The organism is Blautia sp. AF34-10, from assembly GCF_003477865.1.
Classification (GTDB): domain Bacteria; phylum Bacillota; class Clostridia; order Lachnospirales; family Lachnospiraceae; genus Fusicatenibacter; species Fusicatenibacter saccharivorans.
On the sequence record NZ_QUED01000022.1, the window covers coordinates 1 to 19281 of the forward strand.

A 19281-nucleotide genomic window follows, 5' to 3' on the forward strand; every position below is an offset into this window, starting at 1 on the left:
CGATAAACAGACGGAAAATCAAACGGACAACCTCGGCGGCTTCCTCGTCGATTATCCAAAAATCCTTGTTGTCCGGGTCTTTGACATAGCCGTAAGGGGCTTCGGTGACTATCGGCTTTCCACTCATGCCTTTGGTCTTAATGCCCGTTTTCACTTTCTTGCTGATGTCCTTTGCGTACCATTCCGACATGATGTTGGAAAACTGGTTGACCGCATCTTTGGTGTTATGGTACAGCCACGCCATTGATCGCACCATTTTGTAATTGGTCAGAGAGGATACCGACCATTTTTCTTCGCCCATGCGGAAACGGAGCATAGAATCCCAGATGAACGGATAGATGTATGTAGCATACTCCGCACCCTTGGCAGGATCATAGTCCATCAGCTTTTGGAGCATTTGCTCCCGGCAGGAGATCTTTATATCGATAAATCGGTCTGTGTCGTACAGATTGCCGCCGTCCACACTGAGAAAGCCTTTGATGCGCTTGTTGAGCTGCGTTTCGTAGTGGTGCAGAAAGAACGAAAAATATAGCAAATTCTTTTCCCGCAAAGCAGACAGGATATATTCATTCAGACTGTCCACCGCTGGCGGTTCCGGTTCCAGTTGGAAGATGCGCTCTGCCACATAGGGGATGATGCCGTCACCGTGTGGATTAACTTGGTGCTTCGGTATGTATCCGGTCATGTTCCACGAAAAATCATTTAGCATAGCGCACCTCCCTTCTAAGTAATCAGCGGGAATAATTAACCATAATTCCAAGTTTGTCTTGCAGCATTTATATTATCCAGAAGAACAGATGCAGGATTTGCCTCGTAATAGTACGTGCTCATATCCAAAATGCCTTCTTCCATTTCACCCCACTCTGCTGTGCGAGAAACAAAGATTCTATAATATACACACCAATCGCATGTGGTGGTGAAAGCAGCAATATCTGCAAAGTCTTTTGGAAATACAATTCTTCTTCCATTTGATGTTGGCTTAAGATAGTTCTCCATTATTTCTTTGAAATTCTTCAGATCATAATCCGTAGCGTTTTCCAAAGCTTTACAGACAATCAATTCTTCGTGCGTGAATTCTGTAAGTGTTTCTAAATGGTTTGCAAGAATTAGACCATAAATAACGCAAACCTTTGGGCATTCTGCATTTACGGTTTGTTTGAACAGATTGGCTACGATAATAGCCTTTTCCGGGCTGGAGTTTACATAGTTGTAAAGCTCGTTCAATCTTCTTTCGAGATTAAAGCCAGATGCAAGACCGTTCAGTAGATGGCCGAGTTTGAAGGTATTGTATTCAGATAGAAGATCATTTCCTATTCCGCCTACAATTCCCGCAACTGGGTTTACTACGCCCAACACACCAATAGAGCCAGAACGGATTATTTTGGTCATAGGATTGTCCATAACCCGGCTAAGCGCATTCCCAATATCAGTTAAATCATATTTCTGTGCCATTACATATTCCTCATTTCGTCCGTAATTTTGCTTCTTTCTTCAAAGCAGCCTGTCCCATCTCTTTTTCGTAATCACCTTTGGCATAAGCGACATTGCTCAGCGCTCGAAGCATTTTATCCTTTGCCAGCTTTTTCATAACCTCTGCAAGATCAGCGTCCAGAGTACCACGCTTCACATAGCGGTTTATGGTGTTCAGCCGTTTCTCATAAATCTGTTTCACCGGATGATCGTCCGCAAGCTCCCGTTGTTCTCTGCCTTTCAGGTTGCCGATCTGTCGGCAAGTGCGGTGCAGCTTGTCCCCCGGTGCATAGCCGCCGCAGTATTTGGTGTGCCTTGCGTTGGTGGTGAGGAACCACTTGCCGCAGATTTTGCATTTTTTCGGGGCATGACCAACACATAAGCCCTCAAAAAGATCAGACCGGAACATCCCTACAAAGGATACATAGTGCATCCGCTTGACCAGCTTCGCAACTTTTTCGCCGGGACGGATGACCGATATATACTGAACGGAATTATTCAAAGTAGACATCCAGGCATTGCCCTCCGTGATAGAGAACTCCGGCGGAAAATAGTCGCCGAACATTTTTGCAAAACCCTCTGCGGTGCGTTCTGCTTCATTGCCGTCTGATTTTTCTGCAAAATCAAGCATGGCCGTTTGGTATTCCCCAAGGGAGTATGCCAGATGCCCGAAAACTGCGGTATAGCGTTGGAGCATCATCGCATCGGCAAAGTTCTGGATTTCTTCAAATTGCAAAGAATTGGTTGCGGCTTTTATGGCAAACTCCACATATTTCAGCGCATTGTCCACAGTAAAGACTTTTTCAATCCGTTCTCTGTGCTTTGAGATATTCATATAGGAGAACGGCGGTGTTTGACTGAGAATATCAAGCATCGTCAGAGCAGCTTCCGTTGCAATAGGACAGAGTGCAGAAGCATCCTGTCCGGCGTTTAATATTCCAAGCAGCAGATTGATTTTCTCGCATTGCTCGTTCATCTTTGCGATGGTATCCGCAGGGACATTCAGCGCATCACAGGCAAGAGCGCCGACAGGAAGTGTTTTTCCCTCATATATGACCGTATCCTGCCAAAAATCCAATGTCATCAGTTCTTGGTTCATGCTTGCCCCTCCTGTCCTGTTTTTTCATTTTCTTAATTCTATCATGCTAATGTAAAGAAATCTACATCTATCCATAAGTTGTCCTGTTTTTTGAAACGGGGTTGTCCTCCGATTAGCCTGTTTTTTGAAAAATCCGGCATAACCATAGTAGAAGGAGCCAAACCCCTGCCAATCACGGCGGGTGTTTCGTGCTTTCTAAATACTATGAACGGAGGTTTTTCTATGACAATCTATGAAATCATCAAGGCGGCAATCAGCGTAAAGCAAGCCGCAAAACACTACGGGCTGAATGTCAACCGCAATGGTATGGCTTGCTGCCCGTTCCACAACGACAGGCATCCGAGCTTGAAGCTGAACGAGGATTATTTCTTCTGCTTCGGCTGCGGAGCCAAGGGGGATGTAATCGACCTTGTGGCAAGACTGTTCGATCTGAGCAGTTATGAAGCAGCGCAAAAGCTGGCTGCGGACTTCGGGCTTGACCCGAAACCGCCCACTGCCGCAGCTATGGTCAAGCCAAAGCGTCCCTATATCCGTCAGTTCCGGGAGAATGAAATGCTGTGTTTCCGGGTGCTGACGGATTATCTGCATCTGCTGGAAGATTGGAAAATACGATACGCACCCAAGACACCGGAAGATGCTCTGGATGACCGTTTTGTGGAAGCCTGCCAGATGCACTGCTATATCGAATATATGGCAGATGTGCTGACGGTGGGTGATCTGGAAGAACGGGTGGCATTGGTGGACAAGCTGATGCAGGACGACAAAATTGCTTTTCTGCAAGAGTATACCGCACGAAAGAAAAAGGAGGTGGCGCACCGTGGCGAAGAACCGGAAAACGCCTAATATGAATTTTCCTGTCTGGTTTGACGGGCAGAACATCAACGAAGCTCTGTTTTGTGAAGAATTTCTGCATGAGCGCAGAATCATCTTCGCAAACGGAGCTTTTTTCACGCCCGATGGTCGAGTGACGGATGACCTTCCTCTGCGTGGGGAGATTTACGACAAGCTGAAATTTTGTGCCGTGAACAACATCCCACGGAAGATCACCAACATTCTGGAAGTGCTGAAACTGGAAGCGCAGGTGTCTGACTTCCCTCCGGAGCAGGATCGCATCCATGTTGCCAACGGTACGCTGCTCTTGAACGGCACTTTCACCGAAGGCAGACCGGCTATCGTGCGAAGCCGTCTGCCTGTCGGCTATAATCCCGATGCTCCTGCACCGGTGATCTGGCTGAACTTTCTGGATGGGTTGCTTTACGCCGAGGACATTCCAACTTTGCAGGAGTTTATCGGCTATTGCCTGATTCCCTCCAACAAGGGGCAGCGCATGATGGTGATTAAAGGCAACGGTGGCGAGGGTAAATCTCAAATCGGTGCGGTGCTGTCCACCATCTTCGGCACGAATATGAAAGACGGCAGCATCGGGAAGATTTCTGAAAACCGTTTTGCCCGTGCCGATCTGGAACACATCCTGCTGTGCGTGGATGATGATATGCGGATGGAAGCTCTGCGTCAGACCAACTATGTAAAATCCATCGTGACTGCACAGGGCAAAATGGACTTGGAACGCAAGGGCAAGCAGAGTTATCAGGGCTGGATGTTTGCCCGGTTGCTGGCATTCAGCAATGGTGATCTGCAAGCCTATATGATCGCAGCGATGGTTTTTACCGCAGACAGCTTGTGCTGACCACCAAAGAAAAGCCCATGGACAGAGCCGATGATCCTGACCTTGCAGAGAAGATGAAAGCTGAAGCCGAGGGTATCTTCCTGTGGGCATTTGAAGGCTTACAGCGGCTTGTTGCCAACAACTTTAAGTTACGGAGAGTGACCGTATCCAGAAAAACCGGGAAGCGGTCAAGCGTGACAACAACAATATCTTTGATTTCATGGAGTCGGAGGGATACATCCGATTGAAAGCGGATGCTTCCATCAGCTCTAAGGATTTCTATGAAATCTACCGGATGTGGTGTGAGGAAAACTCCCTTGCACCGCTGAAAGCCCGTAGCTTCAGCGATGCCATGATTGCCAATGCCGGGAGATTCAATCTGGAGCATTGCAACAACATCACCAACTCTGCCGGACGGCGGGTGTGGGGCTTTATGGGCGTGGAAGCTGTGGCAAGACCTCATATAAATGGATTTTACGATGTTTCGCCGTGTACGTACGTACCGGAGGACTGGCGGGATTGATTTTGCCAGTCATGCTCTGTACGTATGTACGCAGCATTTACCCCTGTTTTCTTCCGTTATAGGAAACAGCAGCTTTCAAAGCTGACCTGTTTTCGGGCATTAAAAATCAATGGTAATGGAAACAGCAAAGTTTTTGACCGCAGGACGAAACTATTTCACGAAATCGTGCTTCTCTGAACCGTGTACCCTGTTCACGGAACAATGGGTGTTTTCACTGTTCCAGACCAAACCACACAAAACGGCAAAGTGGGATATGGTCATATATGGACAGGACATCACAAGCGAAATTCTGAACGGATTTCGGAGATTGCAGATTTTTCACTGTTCGGTGCATCCACTCCACCTTGGAGCGCAGAGGTTGCACCGACACATGAACTGAATTATGGAGGATTTTATCAATATGAATATACGCAACGAAATAAAGGCACAGATCATCCGTGCCGGGATGACCATGCAGGAAGTTGTTGACCTGCTCTCGGACGAGTACGGATGGAGCGACAGCGTTTCCAACCTGTCCGCAAAATTACAGCGGGAAAGTATACGATACAAGGAAGTATTGGAGCTTGCCGCTGTGCTTGGTTACGACATCGTATGGCAGAAAAGACGGGAGAAGTGATACCCCGGCAACAGCCCTCCGCATCTCCCGTCCCCATAGGCGCACCGCAGTGCTGCCCATGGACAGGCAGTGAAAGATACGGTTTTCGCTGCCATCGTCTGCAAGAAATGTTCCGCAGAACAGCTTCATGCAGACGGGCTGACCAAGGTAAAAGGCGCAGACATTTTGCCTTGGTCAGCAGAGGTCACCGCAGTGACCGCATTCCCCCTCGGGAGAGCCCTCGGAGAGCCCACGGCACTTTGTAGCCAGCATGGATGAAAGTGTAATAGTGGGTTATTACACTTTGAAAAAGTGCCGTTCCTCAGCCCTCCGCTGTCTGCAAATCTTAAAGAAAGGACAAAAATCTATGGCAAGAAATGATGGAATTGATCGTACCTTAGCCAGAAATCAGGACTTGGAAACTCCGGATGATGTGACAAAAGTACAGGAACACAATGAGCGTGAAAAAGACCGTTATTCCAATGTGGACATCGTGCCGGAACGTACTGCGCTGAATGTTCACTTCAAGTCTCCCACTGACGATTATGTAAAAATGTTTGAGCAGATGGAGCAGGACAAGATCATCTCCACCAGAGGGCTGAAACCGGATGCCGTCAAATATGGCGAGTTGGTTTTCGATGTGAACTCCGCTTATTTCTACAACCACGGCGGCTATGAGTTTGCAAAACAGTTTTATGCCGATGCCTATAAAGCCGCCGTGGAGATCGTGGGCGGTGAGCAGTATATCCTCTCCGCTGTAATGCATGCCGACGAGCGCAACCGGGCAATGTCGGAAGCTCTGGGTGAGGATGTGTACCACTATCACCTTCATGTGGTTTATATCCCGGTGGTGGAGAAACAAATCCTGTGGTCGAAGCGATGCAAGGATGAATCCCTCCGGGGAACGGTAAAGGAAACGATCACACAGGTCAGCCGCAGTAAGAAGTGGGAATCCAAACCCGTTCTTGATGAAAACGGAAATCCTATGTTGAACGCAAAAGGGAAAAAGATTTTGAAGTCGTCCTACAGTGTGCTGCAGGATGACTTTTTCAATTTCATGCGAAACGCTGGTTATACCGATGTAGAGCGTGGAGAATGTGGCAGCACCGAAGAACATCTGACGGTGACACAGTTCAAGGTACAGGCCGAACAGCAGCGTTTGGAAGCTGTGACCGGACAGGTGGCACAGGCCGAGCAGAGCTTAGCGGATGCCAAAGCTGCCACGGAGAAGCAGAAAAAGAAACTGGAAGCTCTGAAAAAGGAAACTCAGGCTGCTAAGTCTGTTGCTATGACTGCACATGAGATTGAGTCGATGGGCAAGAAAAATCCCATTACGGGAAATGTTACCATGACGGCGGATGAGTGCCGCACGCTAAAGGATTATGCGGTCAGCAGCTTTGCGGAAAAGTCTGAGAAGCTGAAATACAAGCAGAAATTCGAGCAGGCAGATAAAAACGCAAAGATATGGAAAGACCGTTTTGAAAAACTGAACAAAGACTATGAGGAGCTGAAACAAAAAGCCCAGCCTTTCCTGGATGCGATTGAGATTGCATCTGAAAAGGTCTGGGCTTTTATCAATGCCATCCTCGCCAGGGGAAAGGAACTGTATGAACACAAACACCCTGCCCGCAATCGTGGACAGGACATGGAAATTTAAGAAAGGAACTATTTGCCTATGAAGAAAACCGTAGATGAAATTAACAAGATGATTATGGAAGATGCCCCGATGGAAGAAATCAACGATGCCATCGGCTATATTGATATTTGCTCCTGCTTCGATCCGATTTTTGAGCCGCCTATTGATTTTCTGGAAGAATGCCGCAAGCGTTGGGAAGCGGCACAGTCCTCTTTCTGCAAAACCATTGAGTGCAAGATCGGAAACACATGGTATGTGATTGAAACGGAGTGTGATGGAAATGAGCCACTTACCGACAAGGTAAAACGGCTCATTTTTTCTGACAAGGGGGTGATTTGTTAATGACTGCGACACAAAAGCATGATATAATTCCAATATGCACAACGGTACTGTCGGCTGACCAACCACCGAAGGAGGATATTATGTTGGATCAGCAGAAAATTACCATTCTCTATTGCCGTCTGAGCAACGAGGATGCCCAGGAAGGCGAGAGTAACAGTATCGCAAATCAGAGAGAGTATTTAACCCGATATGCCCGTGACCACGGGTATACAAACCTGAAAATTCTGGTGGATGACGGTTATACGGGGACGAACTTCAATCGTCCCGGTGTGCAGGAAGGCTTTGAGCTTGTCAAGCAGGGGCTTGTGGGCTGCTGGCTGGTCAAAGACCTCAGCCGCTTTGGTCGTGACTATCTGACTGTTGGACAATATACGGATATTATCTTTCCGAGTTATGATGTCCGCTTTATCGCTATAAATGATGGCGTAGACAGCAACCGGGGAGACAGCGAGGCTTCGCCGCAATCCGTAATCTGTTCAACGAGTGGTATCCCCGTGATACCAGCAAGAAAGTCCGTGTCAGTTTGCGGCAGAGAGGAACCAGTGGGAAGCACATGGGCAAACCGCCCTACGGATACCGCTGTGACCCGGAGGACAAGGATCACTGGATTCTGGATGAAGAAGCGGCTCCGGTAGTCAAGCTCATCTTCGACCTTTGCATTGACGGCAAAGGCCCGGAGCAGATTGCAAGGATTCTGGAAGAAAAGCAGATTATGACCGCAAAGGCACTCTATGCCAAGCGAAAGAAAAAGCCGATGCCGGAAAGACCGTACCACTGGGGCAACCAGTCCATTGCAGGGATTTTGGAACGGCAGGAGTACACAGGCTGTACCTGCAACTTCAAGACTTATTCCAAGTCCTACAAGCTGAAAAAGCGGATTCCCAATGAGCCGGAGAATATGTTTTATCTGCCGGACACACAGGAAGCGATTGTATCTCAGGCACAGTTTGACAGGGTGCAGGAACTGAGGAAAAACAAACGCCGCCCCGCAAAAGCGGAACGGCAGGGATTGTTCTCCGGGCTTCTGTTTTGTGCCGATTGCGGCGGCAAGCTCCACTTTGCCACAAGCAAAAGCTTTGAGGGCAAGCAGGATCACTACGTCTGCAACAACTACAAGAGCAACCGTGGTACTTGTACTGCCCACTATATCCGGGAAGATGTGCTTCGTGAAATCGTTCTGGAACGCATCCGGGCAGTCAATGAGTATATCCGAAGCGATGTGGACGGTTTTCAGGAGGAATGGCTGCAATGCCGCAGGACTGACCAGGAGCGCAGCATCCGGGATGACAAAAAGAAGCTGGAACAGGCAAAGAAACGCCTTGCCGATCTGGATGTCATCATCGCCCGGCTGTACGAGGACTATGTTCTTGGAAATCTCAATCAGGACAGATACAGAAAGATGTCTGCGGACTATGAAGCGGAGCAGGAACGGTTAAAGCTCGAAATTGAAGTTATCGAAGAATGGGTGGAACAGCGGGAAGAAATGAACGACGGTCTGGATGCCTTTATCGCCCTGACACAGAAATATGTGGATGTGGAGGAGCTGACACAGACCATCGTGAACGAGTATATCAAGAAAATCATCGTCTATGCCCCGGACAAATCCAGCGGCAAGCGCAAGCAGAAAGTGAAGATTTTCTTCAACTTCGTGGACGATGTAGATATTCCCGTTATTTCCGAGCCTATCATCACGCAAACAACCTATGAACACAGAAAAACGGCGTGACCTTCGGGTCACACCGTTCTCTGCGACAAAATAGTTACTTGTCACTATTAATCCTTGATTTTCCGGGCTTTTTGAACCATTTTGATATAGCCTGAGCAGTCGATTATCGCTTGCTGAACTGCGGAGCGCGACGAGCTGCTTTGAGACCGTATTGCGCGAGTTTTTGAGCTGTTTTCCCTTGATATTCCGGGCTTTTCCGGCTTTCTGCCTCTCAGTTATCCGGTGTGCGGACCATAAAAAACGGCCTTTTTTCATTCAGCGACAGGCTGATGAAACGCACCATTTACTACCCCAAACAACTCCTCTGGTTTATTGTACTTCACTTTTGCATAAATGTCCATAGTTGTTTTGCTGTTTTCATGTCCGGCAAGGTATTGTACTGTCTTTGGATCAACGCCCGCATAGAGAAGATTGGTGATGTAAGTGTGCCGTAGCTGATGGGGTGTCACATCGAAGTCCAGCGTATATTTGATTTTGGGTTGATTCTTCTGGGTCATACCCAGCGTTGGAGTAACCGTATATTTGATACTCTCCCCATTTACATACTTATAATAGTTTCGGGGCTTGGTGGAGCGGACAACTACATACTGCCACACTCTTTGAAACTGCGAAGCAGCCAGCGGCTCTCCTTTGCTGTCAGCGATCACATAATCTGATATGGAATTTTCTTTCGCTTCTCTCAGACAATCCACCAAACACTTCGGTATCGGAATATCCCTTTTTGCTGCCGGAGTTTTTAGCACCGTAGAAATCACGGGTCTGTTATGCTCTGTACGCCAAGCCCGCCTTACCGATAGATAAGGTGTATCCTCGTCCAGAAATACACAATCCCATTGCAGTGCAAGAATTTCTTCCCGACGCAGACCGGAATACAAACCGAGCATAATAAACAAATATGGAGGAAGCCCCTTGACTGTATCCAGAAGCACGGCTACCTGCTGATCTGTCAATGCCTCCTTCTTTTTTGTCGGTTTTCCGCCTTTACCGGATATTCCTGCACAGGGGTTGTGTTCAAGAATTTGGTTTCGCTCTGCCGTATAAAAAATGCACTTGAGCAGCATATTGACCTTATTGTATAAGCCTTCTGATTTCTTTGACAATGGAACAAGAGCCAGCCGAATATCGTCAGCAGTCACTTCTTCCATATACATCTCTCCCAGGGGTTTGATGATATAGTTTGTCATATCCCTCGTATAACCTCTGAGTGTAGACGCAGACACCTTTGCCGACTGCATCAGCAGCCACTTCTCGCCATACTCGGCTACTGTCGGGTGCTGCCGGTGAAAGATAATCTCTTCCACCTGCTTCCGGGCCTCTAACTGCTTCTCATACAATTCTTCACAAGTAGCGGCATACAAACTCAACTCTTTGCCATCTGCATCCGTAATCCTGGTTCTGTAATACTGGATTCCTTTCAATGTAATGGTCCCATACTTCGGGATCTGTGCTTTCTTTTTTGCCATCTTTGATCGTCCTTTCTTGATAATGTGTAGTCTCCGTATCTACACTCTCTTTTTATCAGAAAGCCTCGATTTAATCAAAGATACGGCTGATGCAAAACAAAGAGCGAGACATCCTTGCCTCGCTCCTGCTTTACTTCCTATTTTATTATTACTGTGCTGCGTCCCAGCTTGCAAACGCGCAGCTCATTGATCTGACCAGCTCATCTGGTCGGTTGTACTTAACCTTCGCATAAATGTCCATGGTAATCTTGCTGCTTTCATGGCCTGCCAAGTATTGAACCGTTTTGGGATCTACCGACGCATGAATAAGGTTGGTGATGTAAGTATGCCGCAGCTGATGGGGTGTTACCTCAAAGTCCAGGCTGTAAACCACTTTTCCGTTATGAGCGGCCTTTTCTCCCAAGACAGGTGTGACAGTATGCTTTACTCTTTTTCCATCTTCATACCGATAATAGCTCCGCTCCTTGACCGTCCTCGTAACAATATACTGCCACAGCCGCTTAAACTGCGTGTAGGACAACGGTTCGCCATCCCGGTTTGAAACTACATATTCCGAAGTCGAAGTTTCCTTTGCTGCTTTCAAGCACTCGGCCAAACAAACAGGGAGGGGGATATTTCTCCCCGCAGCCTTGGTTTTCAATTCATCTGAGATCACCGGTCTGTTGTGTTCTGTATGCCATGCTCGCCTTACCGTCAGATATGGAGTATCCGTATCCAGATATACTGAATCCCATTGCAGAGCAAGAATTTCTTCCCGGCGTAGACCCGCGTACAAACCGATCATGACAAAGACATAAGGCGGCAAATCTCGGATAGCATCCAAAAGGCGCTCCACCTGTTCATCTGTCAAAGCCTGACGATCCTCTTGAGGAACACCGCCACCTTTTGTTGTCAGATAAATCGTTGGGTTATGGTCAATAATCCTGCTTTCCATCGCTGCGCGAAAGATAGACTTGTAAAGGATTACCACAGATTTATAAACCGATGTAGATTTCTTGGAAACTGGAACAAGGGCAAGCTGAATATCATCCAGCTAACCTCGCCCATCCGTTTATCTCCCAATTCCGCTATAATATGCCGCCTGACCTTTGAGGTGTAATCCGTCAAAGTAGTAGCTCGTACATGAACCGACTGCATCAGCAGCCACTTTTCACAATACTCTGCAACTGTGGGCGTTTTCCGATGAAAAGTAGCATTCTCAATCTGTTCCAACGCAAGCGTTTCTTTGTTATATAGTTCTTCAGGTGTTTTTGCGTAGAGAGCTACGAGCTTTCCATTCGCATCTTTGATTCTGGTCCTATAATATAGGACACCTCTTTTCATAACTGTGCCATATTGAGGAAGCATTATTTTTCTATTTGCCAATTCCTCCACCTCCTAAAAAAGATCTCCAGCGCTGTACCTTTGTTTTATCAAACATCTCTGATTCCATCAAGGATACGGACTGGCTCACGATCTTCCGCTTCGAGGCTTACGGTAAGTTGTGCTTCTCTCAACAGGCTTTGCCCTGTGCGTACATTTTGCGATATACTCCTGGAGACCCGCCGCAGTAAAATACACACAGCCATTCTGAACATACTGCACATAAGAGATCAAGCCGTTGTTACGGGCGGCATCCAGCGTTGCGATGCTGATTCCTAAGATTTCAGCCGCTTCTTTTCGTGTAATGAGTTTTTCCATAGACCATATTCCCTCCAATCTGTCAAGGTTATCATCGTGCTTTCAAAATCACATGAATACGCTGGCAGCCGAAACTGCCAGCGCATGGTATCTGATTTTGAGTAGAAAACGACCAACAAAGAAAGTAATCGCTTCCTATTTTAATATGATTCAATTCTCGTCACATTTGCCACGCAACCCTGACGCTGGGAACATAGCAGGTCTCCGCTGGCGCGGTTGTCATAACTCCGCAGCGTCGTTTTACTCGTGCGCCGCAGGGTTCCCCCCAAGTCTTTAGGAGGCCGTGAGGAAGTATCTTTAAGCCCCCGTGCGGTCCTCGCGCCGGATCTGCCACCATCCGTTTTGTGAAATCGTAGATCGCTCCGAAACAGCGTTGTTCATCACCTCCCTGGCTGCTCCATCTTCGCGGCGTTCCACACTCGCTCGTACACGGGTTATGTACCTGTTATGCTGTCTATGAAATTGTCAAAGTGCTGTTGAAGGGGAAAAACTTGTCCTTCTATTAACTCTGACAAAAAAAGCAAAAAACAGGCGCTTCAAACGAAATTTTATCAAAAATATTTTGCCAGCTGTTTCAAACCGCGCCGGATGCTGTCCCGGACACGGCTTGGGTCTACACCCTCTGCTGCGGCGATCTCTCCTACTCTCATACCCAGATAATACCGGGCATAAATCCGCTTGGCCTGTTTCTCCGGCAGAGCCATTACTGCGGTGTAGAGTTGTTCCCGCAGCTGTTTTTCCTCCAGGAACATTTCCGGCGTCTGGGGCTTCATCAGGACCGCATTTTCAATGCCGTTGTCGCTGTCCAGAGAGTAATGCGCCTTATAGCGATACATTCTCCGGTCATAGGCAGCTTCTGCACGCTCGGTGGCACGGATCGCCTCCAGCACATCTTCTGTTACTTCTACAAAGTGATCATTTTTGTAAACATCGGGATATAAGTCCCTAAGATTGACTTTTTTCATTATATACCTCCATTTCGATTCACGGGCGATTGTCGAGTGAATCGAAAGGAGGCGGAGATCGGCAACGACATACTTCGGGAGCTTTCCCGAAAAATCGACAGCAAAAAGCGCCAGCTCCCCGCAATGGGAAACTGGCGTAGCAAAAACACCTATTATTCTGCTGATTTAGATGGAATGATAATACTGATAGATAGTCATACTCTCCCGGAGGAGGAGCAAGGCTTTTTTTACTTGATGCAGCTCATGGCTATTGCGAATGACGAAAATTGACATGGCGGTATCCTCCTGTGTACCGCCGTGCCTTACACAATGCTAAAGTCCTCGAAGCAAAAAGAAACGGCGGCCTTGATCTACTCAAAACCGCCGTATCCGTCAGTGATACAGGAAAGCGCACGAAATTCTCTGCCCGTCAGCGGTTTTTTTCTTTTCCCCGCTGTGGAGGCAGATGTTTTGATATGTAGGTATGTTTCATGCCGCAAAGGTCAAAACATACCATGTTAGTCAGTCAATTTGAATTAGAGTTCAATTCTTGCTTTCGATGGCTTATCTTCACAATAGGTAACGTTAATCGTTGTTCCCTTGTCAGGGACTTTGTTTCCTGCGCCAATCCATTTTCGGCAGATGTAATCTTTTCCGTCTATCGTATATTTGACATTGATAGTATGCGGAAAGGCTGCGCCATCCATAGCGTGAGCGCGGACAGGTTTACGATTCACTTTTAACCACCATTGTTTTGTAACTGAAATTACAGTTCCCATTGTTTCTTTTTCCATAAGTTACCTCCAATGATATTTTTGATTGATGATACCTATTTTCTGTTCAACCTTTTCTTTGTTTGTAGTAAAAGCGGAACGCTGCTGCGCCGGTGGCCACCAACTGCACCAGAATCAGCACAGCGAACAGGCCGAAGCTCTCATAGTAGAACAATTCATCCCAAAACAGGAGAACATCACAGAGAGCAGTCAAGGCAACCACCCAGCGGATGTGCCGGGCCAGCCATTGCCAGAACACCAGCACAAGGGTAACGGGCGGGACGATCAGCAGCGCCAGATTCAAAATCAATGTCGGAGTCAATTCCATTGCGTCGCCTCCTTGCCTTTGTTGATAAGGGTATTGTAAAACCCAAATGTCCGCAAAATGTTACAGCGACTAAGAAATTTCAATGAAAATCGGGGTGAAATGTTACGATGCTCGGACATTTTTATATTAGTCGGGTCTACTTCATTAGTCTACAATCCGTAATCTCTCAACCAACGGAGTTTTTTGTAAACTGTAAAAAGCGGAAATAGTAATCGTCAAAATAATCAGAACTACCACAATGCAATATACAGTAAACAATGTTAATGGAAATGTATATGACAAATAGAAAATCCCTGCACTTATCAAGCCTTTTATCAATATCTGCCCTAAAATAATTCCCAATATCAGAGTAAGTATCAGGCTCCCTACAGCCAGTACACAACTTTCGCATAGTGCCATTTTTCCTGTTTGTTTCCAAGTCATACCGATGGATTGAAGCATAGCGTATTCTCGCTTTTTTGTTGCCATATTTGTAATAATTGTGTTTGCAAAAGTGATGATACTAAAAAGCAGCAAGAATAGTGTTACTCCTATGATAGATATTCCTACCTGCCTGATAGTAGCTTCTTTTGAAGCAATCGCTTCCTGCATAGTCGTCAGTGTTAATCCATCTGACATATCCACTAATTTCTCTAAAGATATTATGGTGTGCTCCAATCCGGTATCATTTGCCTTTACGATCAACCTGATAGAAACATCAAAAGAAGCCGAATTTTCTGTTATCAATTCAGCAGGCATTAAAAACCAGCCGCCATAAATTGCTGTATTTGAATACAGATCACCATCTAATACGCCTCCCACCGTATAAGTTTTTTGGGTGCCATCCCCAAATGTAAATTCTACTGTATCGCCTTTAGAAATACCTTCTACACCATTTACAGCAACGATCTGGTTAGATTGAACAAGCTGTTGATAATCCAAATCGCCTGATTCTCTGAATTGCTGAATAGAGGCAAAATCATTATCGGTAATAATAGAAAGTTGATCTTTGCCTGTGCTATTTTTCCCTGCCCAACTAATATCTGTTTCAACAACTTGCTTTATATTGCTAATGTTTGGAAGCTCCATTATCTTTTGTTTGAAGTTTTCAATTTCCGAAACTTTCTCACTGTATTTACCAGTAGTATCAATCACAAATTGTCCATACTGGTAGACATCTTTTTTTACAATAGATTCGGGATCAATGGAAGCGGTATATGTTGCAGCTAAGACAAATAAAAGCCCGCTTAGGCCCAAAGAAAGCACAGAAACTAAAATGCTTTTCCAGTGTGATGTTATGCTTATGATTGCCAGCCCCAAAGAAGATAATTTTCGTTTTTCTTTGTTAGTAACCTTACAATCAAAGCGTTCCATCATATATTTGCTGGAAAGGATCGGGGAAATGCTGAGGGCTATTTTTGTAGGTCTATTTAACGATACTTTTACAACGAAATTGATGATAACACTAATGATTATCCCCCAGACTACCGCAGCGATCCAATCCCAACCATCAGGTTGCAACAAATATCCAGCAAGGCCACCAATTAGTAGACCAATCGGAACCCCAATTCTACATAAAAATTTTCTTTCGTAGCGCATGATTTTCTTTGTTTGCTGCTGTGTCATTCCGACAGTACGAAGTTGCCCAAATTGCCGCACCTGATTTACAACAGATAAATAGAAAACATTGTAAATTACTAAAGCACTCACAATTATAATGAAGATTGCCACCCCCATAAGAACCATGTTTTTCTGATTTAATAGTCCTCCGTTGGGCAAACTATCCATGAATAAGTCGTTTCTTGTTACATGATGAATGTCATATTTTGAAGATATATTATCGACCGCAGAAGAAAAACCATATTGCGTCATTTTTGTGGCATCAACAATGGTAATTGAAGCATCATATCCATTTTCTGTTTCAGTTACTTTGATGGATTCGATATTTTCCTCCCAATACAACAACTCGATTTGCTGCTGGGAAAGATCATAAAAAACAACTTGTGGTTGCCCTTCTGCCATTCTATCTTTTGTAGTTTCATATCCGCTTTCAAACATAACCAACATCATGAGTAGTGCTGTTGCAAAGACTATCGTAGTAAGCGAGAAAACTTTTTTAACTCGGTTTTTATCTATATCGTTTTTAGCAATTTTTTTCGTGATCGCACTGGTGTCGTTCTCAAAAGGCCATGTCATAGCTTGCCACCTCCTTACTCCACAATCTTGCCGTCCTCAATGCGGACAATCCAATCTGCAAGGCGGGCAATGTCATCATTGTGGGTAATCATCACTACGGTTTGCCGGAACTCCGCACTGGTGCGCTTGATAAGTCCCAGCACCTCGGCACTGGTCTTGCTGTCAAGGTTGCCGGTCGGCTCGTCAGCCAGCACGATAGCCGGTTTGGTAATCAGGCGCGGGCAATCGCCACACGCTGCTGCTGTCCGCCAGAAAGATTGTTCGGCATATTTTTCAGTTTATCTTCCAGCCCCAGCAGGTGAACGATCTCGTCCAAAAACTTCTGATCCACCGTGTCCCCGTCCAGCTCCACCGGCAGTACAATATTCTCATACACATTCAGGATGGGAACAAGGTTATAGTTCTGGAAGATAAAGCCGATGTTGCGGCGGCGGAAGATGGTAAGCTGTTCATCGTTCTTCTTTGCCAGTTCTTCGCCCCGGACGATCACGGTTCCACTGGTGGGGGTGTCCAGTCCTCCCATCATGTGAAGCAGGGTAGACTTGCCGCTGCCGGAGGTTCCCACAACGGCCACAAATTCGCCGTCCTCCACGGAGAAGTTCACGCCGTCAAGGGCGCGGGTAATGTTCGGCTCTGTGCCGTAATACTTTTTCAGATCAATCGTCTGCAAAACGCTCATACTCAAAACTCCTTTCAAGGCTTTCTGCCTGTTGATAAGGCTATTGTAAAACCCAAATGTCCGCGAAATGTTACAGCGGACAAAAAATTTCATTGAAAATCGGGGTGAAATGTTACAACGCTCGGACATTTCAAAAAATTTACGGCGGGCAGCCGGAAATGGCCGTCCGCCGCGTTCTATTTTGTCGGCAGCATAATAGAAAATTCCGAACCCTTGCCCGGCTCCGAAACCACTTTGATATAGCCGCCCTGCCGCGTTACGATCTCGCGGGCCAGATACAGGCCAATGCCCACGCCCTGCTGTTCGTGTACTTCTTCCTCACGATAAAAGCGCCGGAAGATGGCGGCCTGATTGCTTTCGGAAATGCCCTTGCCAGTGTCGGTCACTTTGATCTCCACATACATTTCCCACAGCACCACCGACACAGCGATTTTGCCGCCTGCCGGGGTGTACTTCACCGCATTGTCCAGCAGGTTAAAGAGGGCTTCCGATGTCCACTTGCTGTCATGGGAAACGGTCAAATCCTCCGGGCAGTCCACGGACACGGCAATTTCCTTTTTCTCCGCTGCATACACGATCCCACTCATGGCCTGTGCCACGGTATCAAAGAGGCGGCCCGGTTTCTTATCCAACTGGATCACGCCCGTTTCCAGCCGGGAGGTTTTCACAAGAGCCTGAAAGAGAAAGTCCAGCTTATCCGTCTGGCTGCGGATTCCCCGGATAAAGTCGGTGCGCTCCGCCTCGGTCATAGGCTTTTCCAGCAGCGTGTCCGTCGCCATTTTCAGATTGCTTACCGGCGTTTTCACCTGATGGGAAATATCCGATACAAGGGTCTGCAACTCCTGCCGTTCCTCGTCCACCCGGCGGCGATTCTCCTGCATGATCTGGTAAAGCCTTGCCAGCCGGTGTCCGATTCTGGCAAGCTGGGTTTCGCTGTCCTCCGGGCGCTGGGGCGCTTCATTTCCGGCAATCATGTGGTCTAAGGTCTGGCACAAGTCAGCGGTAAACTGCGACAGCCGCTTTCCAAACGCCTGCGTCAGTACAAAAATCCCCACAAGGGCGCACAGCAGCAGCGCCCCGCCCGTCAGCAGCACCGCTGTCTGTTTTGTCACAAAAAACAGGGCTATGGTGATCCCGGACATAGAGAGGACAAGCCCTATTGCCACCCGGCCAAACAGCCGCTTTACCGAGAGGTTCTGAAACTTCATTTTGCCTCGCCTCCCGTCCATTGATAGCCCATGCCGTAAACGGTCTTGATGTAGGGCGCGCCGCCGTCGGCTTCAATCTTGCTACGAATCCGGCTGATGGAGGTTGTCAGGGTGTGTTCGTCCACAAACCTTTCGTCTATATCCCACAGCTTTTCCAAAAGCTGCCCACGGGTCAGCACTTGCCGGGGATTTTTACGGAACAGGTTCAGCATTTTGTACTCCATCGGGGATAGGGTCAGGGGCTTGCCGTTTAAGGAAGCCGTCTGCTCCGAGAAGTCCAGAAACAACCGCCCGTCGTCGTAAATGTCCTTGGCCGGTTTGTGGTGTTCCAGCATGGCGAACATGGCTTTGATTTTCCGCTGCAAGGCCCCGATCACAAAGGGCTTTGTGATGTAGTCCACCGCGCCCACCTCATAGCCCCGTATCTGGTCGCTCTCCTGATCGTTGGCAGTCAGGAAAATTACAATGGCGTCCGGGTGCTGGGGCTTGATCAGCTTGCACAGCTCAAAACCGTTCCCATCTGGCAGGTTAATGTCCAGCAGCACAAGATCAAATTCCCGCTGGCGGATAGCGTCGGCTGCGGTTCTGGCATTTAGGGCAGAAGTCACACCGTAGCCATCTGCGGTCAGGTTATAGGCCAACATCTTATTCAAAAAACTGTCGTCCTCGACAATTAAAATCTGCTTCATATCCTCACTTCCTTTGCTTTTTGCAGATAGTATAACAGGCAAATGTCCGCGAAATGTTACAGCGGACGGATTTTTTCAAAAAATCTATCAGCAAATTATAGCTCTATTAAAAAGCAGCACCAAAGAAGATATTTTCATATTCCTCCTGGTGCTGTTTATATATTATTTCAGCTTATCCTTATTGTCTTCTTGTTTCTTTTTATCCCGATATTTCCGTATGAGTTTATTACGGATAGGAACGCCAACACCAATCAAAAGCACAACTGCCAAAATTGTGAAATCCAT

At 47.0% G+C, this 19281-nt stretch carries 21 protein-coding genes and 3 pseudogenes; 10 read left to right on the forward strand and 14 right to left on the reverse strand.

Translation table 11 applies throughout. The features are described from left to right. The 3 genes and pseudogenes from DWZ60_RS12775 to DWZ60_RS12785 all read right to left on the reverse strand — a co-directional run. Positions 1 to 709 (reverse strand): annotated as a pseudogene (locus tag DWZ60_RS12775) (hypothetical protein); the annotation flags it as partial. A 35-nt stretch (positions 710 to 744) separates the two neighbouring features. Then, positions 745 to 1452 carry a hypothetical protein gene (locus DWZ60_RS12780; protein WP_117800652.1) on the reverse strand — a complete coding sequence of 236 codons (708 nt, stop codon included), beginning with the start codon at positions 1450 to 1452 and terminating at the stop codon, positions 745 to 747. A 10-nt stretch (positions 1453 to 1462) separates the two neighbouring features. After that, the gene (locus DWZ60_RS12785) at positions 1463 to 2569 is read right to left on the reverse strand and encodes a DUF6076 domain-containing protein (RefSeq protein WP_033121508.1); all 1107 of its coding nucleotides are present in this window, start codon (positions 2567 to 2569) and stop codon (positions 1463 to 1465) included. Positions 2570 to 2791: 222 nt separating this feature from the next. On the opposite strand from DWZ60_RS12785, the gene DWZ60_RS12790 reads away from it, so the two are divergent. The 9 genes from DWZ60_RS12790 (at position 2792) to DWZ60_RS12820 (ending at position 9057) form a co-directional block, all read left to right on the forward strand. Then, positions 2792 to 3412, forward strand: a complete 621-nt coding sequence (locus DWZ60_RS12790; RefSeq protein WP_033121509.1) for a CHC2 zinc finger domain-containing protein — start codon at positions 2792 to 2794, stop codon at positions 3410 to 3412. Continuing rightward, a complete protein-coding gene (locus DWZ60_RS21255; RefSeq protein ID WP_330422326.1) occupies positions 3387 to 4256 on the forward strand; it encodes a DUF5906 domain-containing protein in 870 nt (289 codons plus the stop codon). The genes DWZ60_RS12790 and DWZ60_RS21255 overlap by 26 nt, the downstream gene beginning before the upstream one ends. Further along, positions 4250 to 4483 (forward strand): hypothetical protein, encoded by a 234-nt coding sequence (locus tag DWZ60_RS21260; protein ID WP_330422327.1) that lies wholly within the window; start codon positions 4250 to 4252, stop codon positions 4481 to 4483. Before DWZ60_RS21255 ends, DWZ60_RS21260 begins: the two co-directional genes overlap by 7 nt. Continuing rightward, complete coding sequence (locus DWZ60_RS21265; RefSeq protein ID WP_330422328.1) at positions 4480 to 4758, forward strand: hypothetical protein; 279 nt, start codon at positions 4480 to 4482, stop codon at positions 4756 to 4758. Before DWZ60_RS21260 ends, DWZ60_RS21265 begins: the two co-directional genes overlap by 4 nt. Before the next feature lie 400 nt (positions 4759 to 5158). After that, a complete protein-coding gene (locus tag DWZ60_RS12805; RefSeq protein WP_055228675.1) occupies positions 5159 to 5374 on the forward strand; it encodes a hypothetical protein in 216 nt (71 codons plus the stop codon). A gap of 346 nt (positions 5375 to 5720) precedes the next feature. Beyond that, on the forward strand, positions 5721 to 7010 hold the full coding sequence (locus tag DWZ60_RS12810; RefSeq protein WP_033121833.1) for a plasmid recombination protein: 1290 nt from the start codon (positions 5721 to 5723) through the stop codon (positions 7008 to 7010). Positions 7011 to 7028: 18 nt separating this feature from the next. Then, positions 7029 to 7331, forward strand: coding sequence for a hypothetical protein (locus DWZ60_RS12815; RefSeq protein ID WP_033121834.1), 303 nt, complete (start codon positions 7029 to 7031; stop codon positions 7329 to 7331). A gap of 80 nt (positions 7332 to 7411) precedes the next feature. Beyond that, the gene (locus tag DWZ60_RS20230) at positions 7412 to 7966 is read left to right on the forward strand and encodes a recombinase family protein (protein WP_330422329.1); all 555 of its coding nucleotides are present in this window, start codon (positions 7412 to 7414) and stop codon (positions 7964 to 7966) included. Next, complete coding sequence (locus tag DWZ60_RS12820; RefSeq protein ID WP_199664674.1) at positions 7885 to 9057, forward strand: DUF4368 domain-containing protein; 1173 nt, start codon at positions 7885 to 7887, stop codon at positions 9055 to 9057. The genes DWZ60_RS20230 and DWZ60_RS12820 overlap by 82 nt, the downstream gene beginning before the upstream one ends. A 251-nt stretch (positions 9058 to 9308) precedes the next feature. Here DWZ60_RS12820 and DWZ60_RS12825 read toward each other — a convergent pair whose 3' ends face one another. From DWZ60_RS12825 to DWZ60_RS12845, 4 genes and pseudogenes are all read right to left on the reverse strand, one after another. Further along, on the reverse strand, positions 9309 to 10520 hold the full coding sequence (locus DWZ60_RS12825) for a tyrosine-type recombinase/integrase (protein ID WP_119221765.1): 1212 nt from the start codon (positions 10518 to 10520) through the stop codon (positions 9309 to 9311). A 148-nt stretch (positions 10521 to 10668) separates the two neighbouring features. Next, a pseudogene (locus DWZ60_RS12830) lies at positions 10669 to 11885 on the reverse strand (tyrosine-type recombinase/integrase). A gap of 84 nt (positions 11886 to 11969) precedes the next feature. Then, complete coding sequence (locus DWZ60_RS12835; RefSeq protein ID WP_002571063.1) at positions 11970 to 12200, reverse strand: helix-turn-helix domain-containing protein; 231 nt, start codon at positions 12198 to 12200, stop codon at positions 11970 to 11972. 551 nt (positions 12201 to 12751) lie between these two features. Further along, a complete protein-coding gene (locus DWZ60_RS12845; RefSeq protein WP_118626720.1) occupies positions 12752 to 13165 on the reverse strand; it encodes a sigma factor-like helix-turn-helix DNA-binding protein in 414 nt (137 codons plus the stop codon). 36 nt (positions 13166 to 13201) lie between these two features. Between DWZ60_RS12845 and DWZ60_RS12850 the strand changes: the two genes are divergently transcribed. Continuing rightward, positions 13202 to 13435: a hypothetical protein gene (locus DWZ60_RS12850; protein ID WP_119221767.1), complete on the forward strand. Its 234-nt coding sequence runs from the start codon at positions 13202 to 13204 to the stop codon at positions 13433 to 13435. A gap of 245 nt (positions 13436 to 13680) precedes the next feature. On the opposite strand, the gene DWZ60_RS12855 is transcribed toward DWZ60_RS12850, so the two are convergent. The 7 genes and pseudogenes from DWZ60_RS12855 to DWZ60_RS18710 form a co-directional block, all read right to left on the reverse strand. Next, positions 13681 to 13938, reverse strand: a complete 258-nt coding sequence (locus DWZ60_RS12855; protein WP_119221769.1) for a DUF3592 domain-containing protein — start codon at positions 13936 to 13938, stop codon at positions 13681 to 13683. 46 nt (positions 13939 to 13984) lie between these two features. Continuing rightward, entirely contained in the window at positions 13985 to 14245 is a 261-nt protein-coding gene (locus DWZ60_RS12860) for a hypothetical protein (protein ID WP_118203965.1), read from the reverse strand. Between the two features lie 144 nt (positions 14246 to 14389). Beyond that, positions 14390 to 16420 (reverse strand): ABC transporter permease, encoded by a 2031-nt coding sequence (locus DWZ60_RS12865; protein ID WP_119221771.1) that lies wholly within the window; start codon positions 16418 to 16420, stop codon positions 14390 to 14392. 14 nt (positions 16421 to 16434) lie between these two features. Further along, positions 16435 to 17099 (reverse strand): annotated as a pseudogene (locus DWZ60_RS12870) (ABC transporter ATP-binding protein). Positions 17100 to 17275: 176 nt separating this feature from the next. Then, a complete protein-coding gene (locus DWZ60_RS12875; RefSeq protein ID WP_119221773.1) occupies positions 17276 to 18307 on the reverse strand; it encodes a sensor histidine kinase in 1032 nt (343 codons plus the stop codon). Continuing rightward, on the reverse strand, positions 18304 to 18996 hold the full coding sequence (locus tag DWZ60_RS12880) for a response regulator transcription factor (protein WP_055171127.1): 693 nt from the start codon (positions 18994 to 18996) through the stop codon (positions 18304 to 18306). The genes DWZ60_RS12875 and DWZ60_RS12880 overlap by 4 nt, the downstream gene beginning before the upstream one ends. A 162-nt stretch (positions 18997 to 19158) precedes the next feature. Beyond that, the gene (locus tag DWZ60_RS18710) at positions 19159 to 19281 is read right to left on the reverse strand and encodes a hypothetical protein (protein WP_262348839.1); all 123 of its coding nucleotides are present in this window, start codon (positions 19279 to 19281) and stop codon (positions 19159 to 19161) included.

What these genes read in the sequence shown, in the direction of transcription:
- DWZ60_RS12780 (WP_117800652.1), bottom strand. Translation starts at nt 1,452, where the DNA reads ATGGCACAGAAATATGATTTAACTGATATTGGGAATGCGCTTAGCCGG.
- DWZ60_RS12785 (WP_033121508.1), bottom strand. Translation starts at nt 2,569, where the DNA reads ATGAACCAAGAACTGATGACATTGGATTTTTGGCAGGATACGGTCATA.
- DWZ60_RS12790 (WP_033121509.1), top strand. Translation starts at nt 2,792, where the DNA reads ATGACAATCTATGAAATCATCAAGGCGGCAATCAGCGTAAAGCAAGCC.
- DWZ60_RS12805 (WP_055228675.1), top strand. Translation starts at nt 5,159, where the DNA reads ATGAATATACGCAACGAAATAAAGGCACAGATCATCCGTGCCGGGATG.
- DWZ60_RS12810 (WP_033121833.1), top strand. Translation starts at nt 5,721, where the DNA reads ATGGCAAGAAATGATGGAATTGATCGTACCTTAGCCAGAAATCAGGAC.
- DWZ60_RS12815 (WP_033121834.1), top strand. Translation starts at nt 7,029, where the DNA reads ATGAAGAAAACCGTAGATGAAATTAACAAGATGATTATGGAAGATGCC.
- DWZ60_RS20230 (WP_330422329.1), top strand. Translation starts at nt 7,412, where the DNA reads ATGTTGGATCAGCAGAAAATTACCATTCTCTATTGCCGTCTGAGCAAC.
- DWZ60_RS12820 (WP_199664674.1), top strand. Translation starts at nt 7,885, where the DNA reads ATGGGCAAACCGCCCTACGGATACCGCTGTGACCCGGAGGACAAGGAT.
- DWZ60_RS12825 (WP_119221765.1), bottom strand. Translation starts at nt 10,520, where the DNA reads ATGGCAAAAAAGAAAGCACAGATCCCGAAGTATGGGACCATTACATTG.
- DWZ60_RS12835 (WP_002571063.1), bottom strand. Translation starts at nt 12,200, where the DNA reads ATGGAAAAACTCATTACACGAAAAGAAGCGGCTGAAATCTTAGGAATC.
- DWZ60_RS12845 (WP_118626720.1), bottom strand. Translation starts at nt 13,165, where the DNA reads ATGAAAAAAGTCAATCTTAGGGACTTATATCCCGATGTTTACAAAAAT.
- DWZ60_RS12855 (WP_119221769.1), bottom strand. Translation starts at nt 13,938, where the DNA reads ATGGAAAAAGAAACAATGGGAACTGTAATTTCAGTTACAAAACAATGG.
- DWZ60_RS12860 (WP_118203965.1), bottom strand. Translation starts at nt 14,245, where the DNA reads ATGGAATTGACTCCGACATTGATTTTGAATCTGGCGCTGCTGATCGTC.
- DWZ60_RS12865 (WP_119221771.1), bottom strand. Translation starts at nt 16,420, where the DNA reads ATGACATGGCCTTTTGAGAACGACACCAGTGCGATCACGAAAAAAATT.
- DWZ60_RS12875 (WP_119221773.1), bottom strand. Translation starts at nt 18,307, where the DNA reads ATGAAGTTTCAGAACCTCTCGGTAAAGCGGCTGTTTGGCCGGGTGGCA.
- DWZ60_RS12880 (WP_055171127.1), bottom strand. Translation starts at nt 18,996, where the DNA reads ATGAAGCAGATTTTAATTGTCGAGGACGACAGTTTTTTGAATAAGATG.
- DWZ60_RS18710 (WP_262348839.1), bottom strand. Translation starts at nt 19,281, where the DNA reads ATGGATTTCACAATTTTGGCAGTTGTGCTTTTGATTGGTGTTGGCGTT.